8 protein-coding genes are annotated in these 14,106 nt (G+C 68.2%); all 8 read left to right on the top strand.

Annotated features, from left to right (window positions below; translation table 11 throughout):
* The first annotated feature begins 44 nt into the window (after window positions 1–44).
* Window positions 45–794, top strand: coding sequence for a hypothetical protein (locus tag A6048_RS12835; protein WP_235027428.1), 750 nt, complete (start codon window positions 45–47; stop codon window positions 792–794).
* Window positions 795–814: 20 nt separating this feature from the next.
* The gene (locus A6048_RS18695; protein ID WP_244911008.1) at window positions 815–1,687 is read left to right on the top strand and encodes a hypothetical protein; all 873 of its coding nucleotides are present in this window, start codon (window positions 815–817) and stop codon (window positions 1,685–1,687) included.
* Between the two features lie 413 nt (window positions 1,688–2,100).
* Window positions 2,101–5,610 carry a DNA-directed RNA polymerase subunit beta gene (gene rpoB, locus A6048_RS12825; protein WP_107746187.1) on the top strand — a complete coding sequence of 1,170 codons (3,510 nt, stop codon included), beginning with the start codon at window positions 2,101–2,103 and terminating at the stop codon, window positions 5,608–5,610.
* 123 nt (window positions 5,611–5,733) lie between these two features.
* Window positions 5,734–9,693 carry a DNA-directed RNA polymerase subunit beta' gene (locus A6048_RS12820; RefSeq protein WP_107746189.1) on the top strand — a complete coding sequence of 1,320 codons (3,960 nt, stop codon included), beginning with the start codon at window positions 5,734–5,736 and terminating at the stop codon, window positions 9,691–9,693.
* 200 nt (window positions 9,694–9,893) lie between these two features.
* Window positions 9,894–11,267, top strand: coding sequence for a glycosyltransferase family 4 protein (locus A6048_RS12815; protein WP_107746191.1), 1,374 nt, complete (start codon window positions 9,894–9,896; stop codon window positions 11,265–11,267).
* On the top strand, window positions 11,261–11,980 hold the full coding sequence (locus A6048_RS12810) for a class I SAM-dependent methyltransferase (protein ID WP_107746193.1): 720 nt from the start codon (window positions 11,261–11,263) through the stop codon (window positions 11,978–11,980). Before A6048_RS12815 ends, A6048_RS12810 begins: the two co-directional genes overlap by 7 nt.
* 6 nt (window positions 11,981–11,986) lie before the next feature.
* Window positions 11,987–13,120: a prenyltransferase gene (locus A6048_RS12805; protein ID WP_107746195.1), complete on the top strand. Its 1,134-nt coding sequence runs from the start codon at window positions 11,987–11,989 to the stop codon at window positions 13,118–13,120.
* 74 nt (window positions 13,121–13,194) lie between these two features.
* Window positions 13,195–14,052 (top strand): LLM class F420-dependent oxidoreductase, encoded by an 858-nt coding sequence (locus A6048_RS12800; protein WP_107746197.1) that lies wholly within the window; start codon window positions 13,195–13,197, stop codon window positions 14,050–14,052.
* Window positions 14,053–14,106: the final 54 nt, after the last annotated feature.

Raw genomic sequence — 14,106 nt, 5'->3', positions numbered from 1 at the left:
CGGGCGGTGATCCGGGGCGCCCTGGTTCAGGTAGCGTCGCCGCCATGAGTTCGCAGGGCAAGATCAGGGGCGGCGGCCGCGCAGCGGGGGACGGCTCCGAGGGCGCCGGCACCGAGGGGAACCGGGCCGTCCCGAGGTGGCTGGCGGTCCTCTCGATCGTCGTGCTGGTGGCCGGTCTCGCGGTGCTGGGCGTGTTCGGCTGGCGTTACGCCGAAGCGCGATCCGCCCACGAGGTCGCGACCGAGCGGGAGGCCGTCTCCGAGGTGGCGTCGCAGGTGATCATCAACGCGTTCAGCTTCGATCACCGCAACGTGGACGAATCGTTGCAGCAGCTCGCCGATGCCTCGACGGGTGACTTCCTCGTGGAGCAGGAGCAGTGGGCGGACGATGTCCGCACCCGTGTCGTGGAGCAGAAGGCGGTCACCACGGCGACCGTCTCCCAGGCCGCTGTCGAGGTCCTCGACCTCGAAGCGGGCGATGCGGCGGTGCTGGTGGTCTTCACCGCCCACTCCGAGCGGGAGGGCCAGGACGACATCACGGGTCGGCAGGCGATGCGCGTGGACCTCATCCGGGAGGACGGCACGTGGAAGGCCGACGCGGTCAACCAGGTGGGCGTGACGGTGCCGGTCGGGACCTCGAGTCAGTCCGTGCAGGAGCTGGAGGCGCCGGGGGCCCAGGATGGTGACGGGAACACGGACACCAATTCCGCCGACGCCGACGCCGACGCCGGCTCCGAGGACTCCGACACGCAGGAGGAGTCGACCACCGCGCCGACCACCTCCGCCGGCCGATGAATAAGGACGCTGAATAACTGATGCCACCCATTAAGAGGACCCAGAAGCCTGTCGTCCAGCCCGCTCGCCGACGGCTGGCCGGTCACGCAGGATCGGCCAGGTCCGAGGTCGGTTCCCGGGCGGACGAGACCCGTGACGACGACGACATCGCCGACACGGGGACCACCGACACGGGGACCACCGACGGTGCCGGGACCGCCAGCGACACAGCGACCGCCACCGACACAGTGACCGCCACCGACACAGTGACCGCCACCGACACAGTGACCGCCACCGACACAGTGACCGCCACCGACACAGTGACCGCCACCGACACAGTGACCGCCACCGACGGTGCCGGGACCGCCACCGATACAGGGGGCGCCGACGGTGCCGGGACGACGTCGGGCGCCGGGCTACCCCGGGGCCGGTCGCTCGCGTACGCGGCACTCGCGGTGGGACTGGTGGCGGGAGCCACGGGTGCGTTCCTGGCCACCGGACCCGGCGTGGACGTGGACAACCAGGCGTTCGTCGATCAGGCCGCCACCGACGCGGTCCTGACCGCGGCGAGCACCAACGTCCAGCGACTGGTCGCCATCGACCACGAGACGCTCGACGAGTACCACGACTCGCTGGGGGAGTTCCTCACGCCGGCACTCGTGACAGAGCTGGACGAGAACTGGCCCGCGCTCCGCGACAGCTACGAGCAGTCTGCCACCGCCGTCGAGGCGCAGGTCCGTGAGGCGGGTCTGTCCTACCTCGATGGGGACAAGGCCGAAGTGCTGCTCGTGCAGGACGTGTCGATGACCCGTGACGGCGTCGCGGCCGGCAGCACCAGCGGCACCTACCTGGTCGGCCTGGACAGGATCGACGGCGTCTGGAAGCTGTCCCGGATCCCCGACCTGCCCTCCTGACGGGTCGGCGGAGGGTCGATCCCGGGCCGGACCGCGCCGGATCCTTGACGAACGGCCTCTGACCCGTCACCCTTTAGGGGCATCGGGCGATCAGAACGCCCGCCGGTGCGACGTCCCGACCGGGAGCCGATGAGGCGAGAGCCACGAGGGCAACCAGCGCAGGGACGGACGACGCACCCGCCCGCGAACAGCCTCCGGGATCACTCCCGTGGACGGCTGGACTTCCGCGCCGCTATCCGCTAGATTAGGTCGTTGCGCTGGCTGCTATTTGCACTCTCGTCCGTCCGTGACGGCTCGTCCCCGGTCTCACCGGGTGCTTTCCGAGTCCTCGATCGGTTCGGGCGTGGGTGGATACCCGTCGGCGGACCGCTCGCAGATACATCTGTGGTCACCGCCCGTGGTGATCACGTGAGGTGCTGGAAGGACCCATCTTGGCAGTCTCCCGCCAGACCAAGTCAGTTTCCACCGTTCCCGGTGCGCCCCGGAGAGTCTCGTTCGCGAAACTCTCCGAGCCGTTGCCGGTCCCGGGACTGCTCGACCTCCAGACGGAGTCGTTCGAGTGGTTCATCGGGTCGGAGGAGTGGCAGAAGAGGGCCGCATCACGCGGCGTCACAAACCTCGAGGGAGGCCTGGAGTCGATCCTCAGGGAGATCTCCCCGATCGAGGACTTCTCCGGATCCATGTCGCTCTCGTTCTCGGATTCGTACTTCGAAGAGGTCAAGGCCTCCATGGAGGACTGCCGCGAGAAGGACCGCACGTACGAGGCGCCCCTGTTCGTCACCGCCGAGTTCGAGAACACCGAGACGGGTGAGATCAAGTCTCAGACCGTCTTCATGGGTGATTTCCCGATGATGACGGACAAGGGCACGTTCATCATCAACGGCACCGAGCGCGTCGTCGTCTCGCAGCTCGTCCGCTCCCCGGGCGTGTACTTCGACCGGAACCGCGACAAGTCCACGGAGCGCGACGTCCACTCCGTCAAGGTCATCCCCTCGCGTGGTGCGTGGCTCGAGTTCGACGTGGACAAACGCGACACCGTGGGTGTGCGTATCGACCGCAAGCGGCGCCAGTCGGTGACCGTGCTGCTCAAGGCTCTCGGGTGGACCACCACCGAGATCAAGGAGCGTTACGGCTTCTCCGAGATCATGATGTCCACGCTCGAGAAGGACACGGTCGAGGACACGGATCAGGCCCTGCTCGAGATCTACCGCAAGCTGCGTCCGGGCGAGCCGCCCACCCGCGAGTCCGCCGAGGCCCTCCTGGAGAACCTGTTCTTCAAGGAGAAGCGTTACGACCTGGCGCGAGTCGGCCGCTACAAGGTCAACCGCAAGCTAGGTCTGCCGGATCCCGAGGGCGACTCCACCACCACGCTCACGCGTGAGGACATCGCCGCCACCATCGAGTACCTCGTGCGACTCCACGCGGGCGAGAACTCGATGCAGGTCGAGGGCGGGCGCGAGGTGCCGGTCGACGTCGACGACATCGACCACTTCGGCAACCGTCGTCTGCGTACCGTCGGCGAGCTCATCCAGAACCAGGTCCGCGTGGGCCTGTCCCGGATGGAGCGCGTCGTGCGCGAGCGCATGACCACTCAGGACTCCGAGGCGATCACCCCGCAGTCGCTGATCAACATCCGGCCCATCACCGCCGCGCTCAAGGAGTTCTTCGGAACCTCCCAGATGTCGCAGTTCATGGACCAGAACAACCCGCTGTCCGGTCTGACCCACAAGCGTCGCCTGTCGGCGCTGGGCCCCGGTGGCCTCTCCCGTGAGCGCGCCGGCCTCGAGGTGCGCGACGTGCACGCCTCGCACTACGGCCGCATGTGCCCGATCGAGACCCCCGAGGGTCCGAACATCGGTCTCATCGGTTCACTCTCGGTCTACGCCCGGGTCAACCCGTTCGGATTCATCGAGACGCCGTACCGCCGGGTCATCGACGGTTCCGTCACCGACCAGGTGGACTACCTGACCGCCGACGAGGAGGACCGCCACGTCGTGGCGCAGGCCAACTCGGAGATCGACGCGGACGGCAAGTTCGTCGAGGATCGCGTCCTCGTGCGCAAGAAGCACGGTGACGTCGAGGTCGTCGCGGGTACGGACGTCGACTACATGGACGTCTCACCGCGCCAGATGGTCTCCGTGGCCACCGCGATGATCCCGTTCCTCGAGCACGACGACGCCAACCGTGCCCTGATGGGTGCGAACATGCAGCGCCAGTCGGTCCCGCTCGTGCGTTCCGAGGCGCCGCTCGTCGGCACCGGTATGGAGCTGCGCGCGGCCGTGGACGCGGGCGACGTCGTCGTCAACACCAGCGCGGGCATGGTGGAGGAGGTCTCGGCCGACTTCATCACCGTGATGGACGACGACGGTGGCCGCCAGACCTACCGCCTGGCCAAGTTCGCCCGGTCCAACCAGGGCACGTGTTCCAACCAGAAGCCGATCGTGGACGAGGGCGACCGCGTCGAGGCCGGCCAGGTCCTCGCCGACGGACCCTGCACCGAGAACGGTGAGATGGCGCTCGGCAAGAACCTCCTCGTGGCGATCATGCCGTGGGAGGGCCACAACTACGAGGACGCCATCATCCTCTCGCAGCGCCTGGTGGAGGAGGACGTGCTCACGTCCATCCACATCGAGGAGCACGAGATCGACGCCCGCGACACCAAGCTGGGTGCCGAGGAGATCACGCGCGACATCCCCAACGTCTCCGACGAGGTCCTCGCGGATCTGGACGACCGCGGCATCGTGCGTATCGGCGCCGAGGTCCGTGACGGCGACGTGCTGGTCGGCAAGGTCACGCCCAAGGGCGAGACCGAGCTCACCCCGGAGGAGCGCCTGCTGCGCGCCATCTTCGGTGAGAAGGCGCGCGAGGTGCGCGACACCTCGCTGAAGGTGCCCCACGGTGAGTCCGGGAAGGTGATCGGCGTCCGCGTGTTCTCACGTGACGACGACGACGACCTGCCCCCCGGCGTCAACGAGCTGGTCCGTGTGTACGTGGCGCAGAAGCGCAAGATCCAGGACGGCGACAAGCTCGCCGGCCGGCACGGCAACAAGGGCGTCATCGGCAAGATCCTCCCCGCCGAGGACATGCCGTTCATGCCCGACGGCACGCCCGTGGACATCATCCTCAACACGCACGGCGTCCCGCGTCGTATGAACATCGGTCAGATCATGGAGACCCACCTCGGCTGGTTGGCCAAGGCGGGCTGGGAGGTGCCCCGCGAGGCGGACGGTTCCCTCCCCGAGTGGGCGACCAAGCTGCCGGAGGAGATCTACAGCGTCGAGGCCGGCACCAACACGGCCACCCCCGTCTTCGACGGTGCGGCGGACACGGAGATCACCGGCCTGCTCGGCTGCACCCTCCCGAACCGTGACGGCGAGCGGATGGTCGAGGCCGACGGCAAGGCGACCCTGATCGACGGTCGTTCGGGCGAGCCGTTCCCGTACCCGGTCTCCGTGGGCTACATGTACATCCTCAAGCTGCACCACCTGGTGGACGACAAGATCCACGCCCGTTCCACGGGTCCGTACTCGATGATCACCCAGCAGCCGCTCGGCGGTAAGGCCCAGTTCGGTGGCCAGCGCTTCGGTGAGATGGAGTGCTGGGCGATGCAGGCCTACGGTGCGGCGTACACGCTGCAGGAGCTGCTCACCATCAAGTCCGACGACGTCGTGGGCCGCGTGAAGGTGTACGAGGCGATCGTCAAGGGCGAGAACATCCCGGAGCCCGGAATCCCGGAGTCGTTCAAGGTCCTGCTCAAGGAGCTCCAGTCGCTGTGCCTCAACGTCGAGGTGCTCTCCAGCGACGGCCAGGCGGTCTCGCTGGGCGAGGGCGCCGAGGACGACGACCTCGACCGCACCGCTGCGAACCTGGGGATCAACCTCTCCAGGGACGAGTCCTCAGCGGCAGACGAGTTGGCGCAGTAGGCGCCGGGGGCGTGCACCACCGGCGCCCCGCACCCCGAATATTCAGTTCCACCACGGCGGGCCCCATACCGGCCCCACCCCGCGAGGGGCCCGCCACCATCCCATACGGGAAAGGACGCCTACGTGCAGGACGTCAACTACTTCGACGAGCTGGTCATCAGTCTCGCGACAGCGGAGAACATCCGTAACTGGTCCTACGGTGAGGTCAAGAAGCCGGAGACCATCAACTACCGCACCCTCAAGCCGGAGAAGGAGGGCCTGTTCTGCGAGAAGATCTTCGGCCCCACCCGGGACTGGGAGTGCTACTGCGGCAAGTACAAGCGTGTGCGCTTCAAGGGCATCATCTGTGAGCGCTGCGGCGTCGAGGTGACCCGTGCCAAGGTGCGTCGTGAGCGGATGGGCCACATCGAGCTGGCCGCGCCCGTCACGCACATCTGGTACTTCAAGGGCGTCCCGTCGCGACTCGGCTACCTGCTGGACCTCGCGCCCAAGGACCTCGACAAGATCATCTACTTCGCGGCCTACGTCATCACCGGCGTGGACAAGGACCTGCGCCACAACGAGCTCAGCACCCTCGAGGCACAGATCCTCGAGGAGCGGAAGATCGTGGAGGACGAGCGGGACTCGGACATCGAGGCACGCGCCAAGAAGCTCGAGGCCGACCTGGCCGAGCTGGAGGCCGAGGGTGCCAAGGCCGACCAGCGCCGCAAGGTCAAGGACGGCGGCGAGAAGGAGATGAAGAAGATCCGCGAGTCGGCCCAGCGTGAGCTGGACCGCCTCGAGGAGATCTGGACCACTTTCACCAAGCTCGAGATCAACCAGATCATCGTCGACGAGGGCATCTACCGCGAGCTCGAGGACCGCTTCGGCGAGTACTTCGAGGGCGGCATGGGTGCCGAGGCGATCCAGTCGCTGCTGGAGAACTTCGACCTCGCCGCCGAGGCCGAGAACCTCCGCGACATCATCCGCAACGGCAAGGGTCAGAAGAAGATCCGCGCCCTCAAGCGCCTCAAGGTGGTCTCCGCGTTCCTGCGGTCGGGCAACCACCCGGCCGCGATGGTGCTCGGGGCCGTCCCGGTGATCCCCCCGGAGCTGCGCCCGATGGTGCAGCTCGACGGTGGGCGCTTCGCCACCTCGGACCTCAACGACCTCTACCGTCGTGTGATCAACCGCAACAACCGCCTCAAGCGACTGATGGATCTCGGTGCCCCCGAGATCATCGTCAACAACGAGAAGCGGATGCTGCAGGAGTCCGTTGACGCGCTGTTCGACAACGGCCGTCGTGGCCGGCCCGTCACGGGGCCGGGCAACCGCCCGCTCAAGTCGCTCTCGGACCTGCTCAAGGGCAAGCAGGGTCGGTTCCGTCAGAACCTGCTCGGCAAGCGCGTCGACTACTCGGGCCGTTCCGTGATCGTCGTGGGCCCGCAGCTACAGCTGCATCAGTGTGGTCTGCCCAAGCTGATGGCGCTCGAGCTGTTCAAGCCGTTCGTCATGAAGCGCCTGGTGGACCTCAACCACGCCCAGAACATCAAGTCCGCCAAGCGGATGGTCGAGCGTCAGCGCGACCAGGTGTGGGACGTGCTCGAAGAGGTCATCGCCGAGCACCCGGTGATGCTCAACCGTGCGCCCACGCTGCACCGCCTCGGCATCCAGGCCTTCGAGCCGCAGCTCGTCGAGGGCAAGGCCATCCAGCTGCACCCGCTGGTGTGTGAGGCGTTCAACGCCGACTTCGACGGTGACCAGATGGCCGTGCACCTCCCGCTGTCCGCGGAGGCGCAGGCCGAGGCCCGCATCCTCATGCTCGCCTCGAACAACATCCTGTCGCCGGCGTCGGGTCGTCCGCTCGCCATGCCGCGTCTGGACATGGTGACGGGTCTGTACTACCTGACCCGTCTCGACGAGGACGGCACGGGCGCCTACGTCCCGGCGGCCGAGGACGCGCCGGCCACCGGCGTGTACTCGAACCCGTCGGAGGCCATCATGGCCGTCGATCTGAAGGTGCTGGACATCCACGCGCCGATCCAGGTGCGGATGGCGCAGCAGCGTCCCCCCGCCGAGATCGAGGCGGAGCGGTTCCCCGAGGGCTGGACCCCCGGCCAGGAGTGGATCGCGGAGACCACGCTGGGCCGCGTCATGTTCAACGAGCTGCTCCCGGCGGACTACCCGTTCGTCAACGAGCAGATGCCGAAGAAGCGTCAGGCCGTCATCATCAACGACCTGGCCGAGCGCTACCCGATGATCGTCGTGGCGCAGACGGTGGACAAGCTCAAGGACACCGGTTTCTACTGGGCCACCCGCTCGGGCGTGACCATCGCGATGTCCGACGTGCTGGTGCCGCCGGCAAAGAAGGAGATCCTGGCGGGATACGACGCCAAGGCCGCGCGCCTGGAGTCGCAGTTCAGCCTGGGCAAGATCACCGACGAGGAGCGCAAGAGCGACCTGGTCAAGCTCTGGCAGGAGGCCACCGACGAGATCGGTCAGGCCATGGAGGCCAACTACCCGGACTCCAACCCGATCCCGACGATCGTCAAGTCGGGTGCGGCGGGCAACATGACCCAGATCCGTGCGCTCGCGGGCATGAAGGGCCTGGTGACGCGTCCGAACGGCGAGTTCATCCCGCAGCCCATCAAGTCCTCGTTCCGCGAGGGCCTGACGGTGCTCGAGTACTTCATGAACACGCACGGTGCGCGTAAGGGTCTGGCCGACACCGCGCTCCGTACGGCCGACTCGGGCTACCTCACGCGTCGCCTCGTCGACGTCTCTCAGGACGTCATCGTCCGCGAGACGGACTGTGGCACCAGCAAGGGTGTCGAGACGACCATCGCCCGCCGTGACGTGGACGTCCACGGCGTCGAGACGGGTGCCCTGGACCGCGACGAGCACGTCGAGACCTCGACGTTCGCGCGGACCCTGGCAGAGGACGCGGTCGACGCCTCCGGTGCGGTCATCGTCGCCGCCGGCACCGACCTCGGTGACCCGAACATCGAGGCGCTCATCGCCGCCGGCATCGAGAAGGTCAAGGTCCGTTCGGTCCTGACCTGCACCACGGGCACGGGAGTCTGCGCGACCTGCTACGGCCGTTCCATGGCCACCGGTCTGCTGGTCGACATCGGCGAGGCCGTGGGCATCGTCGCCGCCCAGTCCATCGGCGAGCCGGGTACGCAGTTGACCATGCGTACGTTCCACCAGGGTGGCGTCGGTGACGACATCACCGGTGGTCTGCCGCGAGTGCAGGAGCTCTTCGAGGCCCGCGTGCCCAAGGGCAAGGCCCCGATCGCCGAGGAGGCGGGCCGGATCCGTCTCGAGGAGGAGGAGCGTTTCTACACCATCACGATCGTGCCGGACAACGGCGCGGAAGAGATCGTGTACGAGAAGCTGTCCAAGCGTCAGGGTCTCGCCCACGTCATCCTCGAGGACGGTTCGTCCCGTCCGATCGTCGACGGCGACCATCTGGAGCGCGGTCAGGCCCTCCTCGAGGGTCCGGCCGATCCGCACGAGGTGCTGGCCATCCTCGGCCCCAACGGTGTCCAGAAGTTCCTCGTCGACGAGGTGCAGAAGGTCTACCGTGCGCAGGGTGTGTCGATCCACGACAAGCACCTCGAGGTCATCGTCCGCCAGATGATGCGTCGGGTCGCGATCAACGAGTCCAACAGCACCGAGTTCCTGCCCGGTGCCCTGGTCGAGCGCGCGGAGCTCACCGCGGAGAACCGTCGCGTCCTCACCGAGGGCGGTTCACCGGCCTCGGCGCGCCCGGTCCTCATGGGCATCACCAAGGCCTCGCTGGCCACGGACTCGTGGCTCTCGGCGGCCTCCTTCCAGGAGACCACCCGCGTGCTCACCGACGCCGCCATCAACCGGCGCTCGGACAAGCTCGTGGGCCTCAAGGAGAACGTCATCATCGGTAAGCTCATCCCGGCGGGTACCGGTATCAACCGCTACCGGAACTCGACGGTCGAGCCCACCGAGGAGGCCCGCGCGGCCGCCTACTCCATCCCGGACTACGGCGACGGTTTCTACGGTCCCGAGGACGGCTTCGGCGACGCCACCGGCGCGTCGGTCCGGCTGGACGACCTGGGTTACTGACCTGACCCGACGGGTCGGTCACCGACCGACTCGAGCGAACACCGGACCCCCGAGCGCCTCGCGCGCCGGGGGTCCGGTGCGTTCGCCCGGCCGCGTCGTCGCTGGACGCGAACGTGTTCTAGACTTGCTCGATGTGCCCTGAGCCGCCGCGGTCCTCGCGGCGGACCGGGGCCGGATGACCGGAAGGGGGCGATCGAGAAGTGCGGATCGCACTGCTCTCGTACAGGAGCAAGCCACACGGCGGCGGACAGGGCGTCTATGTCCGACACCTGAGCCGCGAGTTGGCCGCACTGGGACACACCGTCGAGGTGTTCTCCGGTCAGCCGTACCCGGAGCTCGACCCGGGACCCACGCTCACCAGGGTCCCGAGCCTGGACCTGTACAACGACGCGAACCCGTTCCGCACTCCGCGCCCCTCCGAGATCCGCGACAGGATCGACCTCCTCGAGGTGTTCACCATGTGGACCGCCGGCTTCCCGGAGCCGCGGACCTTCAGCCTGCGCGCGGCGCGGGCGCTCACGCCCCGGCTCGCCGACTTCGACGTGGTGCACGACAACCAGTGCCTCGGCAGCGGCCTGCTGACACTCGAGGAGGCCGGGTTCCCGGTGGTCGCCACGGTGCACCACCCGATCACCCGGGACCGCGACCTGGCCATGAAGGAGGCGCCCTGGCGGAAGAAGATCACCACGTGGCGCTGGTTCGGTTTCCTCGGCATGCAGATCAGGGTGTCCAGGAAGCTGGAGGAGATCATCACGGTCTCCAGCAACTCGGCAGAGGACATCGCCTCGGACTTCGGGGTGGACCCGGACCGGATCGTGACGATCCCGCTGGGGGTGGACACCGACCGCTTCCACGACCGCCGCGAGCGCGAGCCCGGACGACTCGTCTGTGTGGCGAGCGCCGACCAGCCGCTCAAGGGCGTACCGATCCTGCTGCGGGCGCTGGCGAAGGTCCGTGAGGAGCACCCCGGTGTGCGGCTCACGTTGATCTCCAAGCTCAAGCGCAAGGGCGAGGCCGCCAAGCTGCTGGACTCCCTGGGGTTGCGCGATGCGGTGGACCTGGTGTCGGGGGTCGACGACGACGAGCTGGCCGAGCTCGTGGGCACCGCCGAGATCTCGGTCGTGCCGAGCATGTACGAGGGCTTCTCGCTCCCCGCCGTCGAGGCCATGTCCAGCGGGTGCGCGCTGGTCGCCAGCCGTGCGGGCGCGCTGCCGGAGGTCGTGGGCACCGATGATTCCGCCGCCCGACTGGTCGAACCCGGCCACGTGGACGAGCTCGCCCGGCAGATCAGTGCCCTGCTGGCCGATCCGGACGAGCGACGGCGACTGGCCACCGGCGGCAGGGCCCGCGTCATGGAGCGCTACAGCTGGGCGGCCGTGGCCAGGAGGACCGTCGAGGTCTACGAGACGGCGATCGCCAGGGTCCGGGGCGAGGCGCTCCCGGACCTGACCGCCGGTCCGGTCATCGGACCGGATCAGACAGAGATTGACGAGCACGTCACCGACGACGTGCCCGAGGTGCTCCCGGGTTCCGGCGAGTACGACATCCGTGAGCAGGAGGACGCCGCATGCTGACCGCTGACTTCAATCGTCTGGGGGTCACCCCCGGCATGCGAGCCATCGATGTGGGAGCCGGCCTCGGTAGGCACACCTTCGAGCTCTACAGGCGTGGAGCCGATGTCACGGCGTTCGACCAGAACGCCGACGAGATGCGTCAGGTGACCGAGATGCTCGCCGCGATGGAGGCAGAGGGCGAGGGCCTGCCGGAATCCAGGGGCGAGGCGGTGACCGGAGACGCACTCAACATGCCCTACGAGGACGGCACCTTCGACCTGGTGCTCATCTCGGAGGTGCTCGAGCACGTCCCGGAGGACACCAAGGCGATCGCGGAGCTGGTGCGGATCCTCAAGCCGGGTGGGGTCGCCGCGGTGACCGTCCCGCGCGAATGGCCGGAGAAGCTGTGCTGGAAGCTCTCGGACGCCTACCACTCCAACCCGGGCGGCCACTGTCGCATCTACACGGCCGAGGAGCTGGGCTTCAAACTCCGCGCCGCCGGCCTGGAGGTCACCGGCACCGGTTTCGCGCACGCGCTGCACGCCCCCTACTGGTGGCTCAAGTGCGCCGTGGGGACCGAGAACGACGACCACCCGCTGCCGAAGGCCTACCACCAGCTCCTGGTCTGGGACCTGATGAAGGGTCCCTGGGTCACCAGGACCGCGGAGAAGCTGCTCAACCCGGTGATGGGCAAGTCCATCGTCTTCTACCTACGCAAGCCCGCGGAGGCCTGATCGTCAGTGGTCACCACCAACACCGGAGCAGACCGGTCCCGCCCCGTCCCCAGCGTCCCGGGGGTTCTCGACGCCGACGCGGTGCGCGCCACCGGTGAGTGGATCGCTTCCGTGCAGCGTCCGAACGGGGAGATCCCGTGGTTCACGGGCGGCCACACCGACCCGTGGGACCACGTCGAGTCGGCCATGGGCCTGTCGGTGGCCGGCCAGTGGGAGGCCGCGGAGAAGGCATACGGCTTCCTGCGCGACACCCAGCGCGGCGACGGTTCCTGGCCGGTGAGGTGGCAGGACGGTGTGATCGTGGACGGGGACACCGACTCCAACTTCTGCGCCTACATCGCGGTCGGGGTGTGGCACCACCATCTGGTGACCGCGCAACCCGGATTCCTGGAATCCATGTGGCCGACGGTGCGCAGGGCCCTCGATCTGGTCCTGACCTTCCGGGGCCCGGAGGGGCAGATGTGGTGGGGAGCCGGCGAGGAGGGCTTCTGCGAGGAGGCCCTCATCACCGGCTCCTCCAGCGTCCACCACGCGCTCCGGTGTGGCGTGGCGATCGCCGAGGAGCTCGGGGGGACCGCCCCGGACTGGGACGCCGCGGCCGACTCCCTCGGTCACGCCCTGCGGGCACACCCCGAGCTGTTCACGCCCAAGGCCGAGTTCTCCATGGACTGGTACTACCCGGTTCTCGGCGGCGTGATGGTGGGGGAGCAGGCACAGGACAGGCTGGACTCCCTCTGGGACCGATTCGTGGTCGACGGCCTGGGTATCCGGTGCGTGGACCACCGTCCCTGGGTGACCGGAGCCGAGACGTGCGAGCTCGTGTTGGCCCTCGAGGCGGCGGGACGGCACGAGCAGGCGCTCGAGCAGTTCTCCAACATGCAGCACCTGCGGGACGCCGACGGCTCCTACTGGACCGGCCTGGTGTTCGCGGACGGCAAGCGCTGGCCCGTGGAACTGAGCACGTGGACCGGGGCCGTCATGCTGCTGGCTGCGGACGCGCTGTCCCGCACCACGCCGGGCAACGAGATCTTCCGCTACGTCTCGGACCACACGATGCAGCGGCTGCACCACACTCCGGGCGATCCGGCCGACTGTGCCCCGGGCGAGGAGTGCCCGCCCATCCCGGCCGCCGTGCGCTAGTCTGTCGGGAACTGCCGCTGGACACCTGTCTGGTCAGGTGTCGGACGGCGGCCCCGACCGCACGAGGAGCGCCCATGGAATTCGGACTCACCCTGTTCACCAGCGATCGGGGGATCCGGCCGACCACGGCCGCCGTGGCCGCGGAGAACGCCGGGTTCTCGGCGTTCTACGTACCCGAGCACACCCACATCCCGATCCGGCGCGAGGCCGCGCACCCCGGCACCGGCGGTGCGGAACTGCCCGACGAGCGCTACAGCCGCACGCTCGACCCGTGGGTCGCGCTAGCCGCGGTGTCGGCGGTCACCACGACCATCCGACTCGGCACCGCCGTCGCGATCCCGGTCGAGAGCGACCCCATCACCCTGGCCAAGACCATCGCCTCGGTCGACCACCTCTCGGACGGCCGCACCGTGCTCGGCGTGGGTTATGGCTGGAACCTCGACGAGATGGCGGATCACAACGTGCCGCCCAAGCTGCGCCGCACCATGCTGCGCGAGTACCTCGAGGCCATGCGGGAGCTGTGGAGCCGGGACGAGGCCGAGTACCACGGGGAGTTCGTGGACTTCGGTCCCAGCTGGGCCTGGCCGAAGACCGTCCAGAAGGGCGGCCCCCGCACCCTCGTGGGCGCCGCGGGAAACGAGAAGAACTTCAAGTGGATCTGCCGGAGCGCCGACGGCTGGATGACCACCCCGATCTCCCAGGACATCGCCGGCAGCATCCGGCAGCTGCGGGAGCTGTGGGCGGAGGCCGGCCGCGAGGGGGAGCCGTACATCGTGGTGCTCGACGGCAAGCCGATCCCCGAGAAGATCGAGATGTACCGCGAGCTGGGAGTGCACGAGCTCGTCTACGGGACCCCGGACAAGTCCGAGGAGGAGGTGCTGGCCTACATCGATCGACTGGCCGGCAAACTCGGACTGGCCGTCGGCGCCTGAACAACCAGAGCCTGAACAACCAGAGCCCGAGCCGTTGACCCTCGCGGAGGGCCC

This window comes from Dietzia psychralcaliphila, assembly GCF_003096095.1.
GTDB classification, from domain to species: Bacteria; Actinomycetota; Actinomycetes; order Mycobacteriales; family Mycobacteriaceae; genus Dietzia; species Dietzia psychralcaliphila.
Note: the sequence above shows the minus strand (reverse complement) of the source record. Positions and strands in the feature narration are given on the sequence as shown.

Bases quoted from the DNA above. Each gene is read 5' to 3' on its own strand.
- A6048_RS12800 (WP_107746197.1), top strand. From the start codon at position 13,195: ATGGAATTCGGACTCACCCTGTTCACCAGCGATCGGGGGATCCGGCCG.
- A6048_RS12835 (WP_235027428.1), top strand. From the start codon at position 45: ATGAGTTCGCAGGGCAAGATCAGGGGCGGCGGCCGCGCAGCGGGGGAC.
- A6048_RS12810 (WP_107746193.1), top strand. From the start codon at position 11,261: ATGCTGACCGCTGACTTCAATCGTCTGGGGGTCACCCCCGGCATGCGA.
- A6048_RS18695 (WP_244911008.1), top strand. From the start codon at position 815: ATGCCACCCATTAAGAGGACCCAGAAGCCTGTCGTCCAGCCCGCTCGC.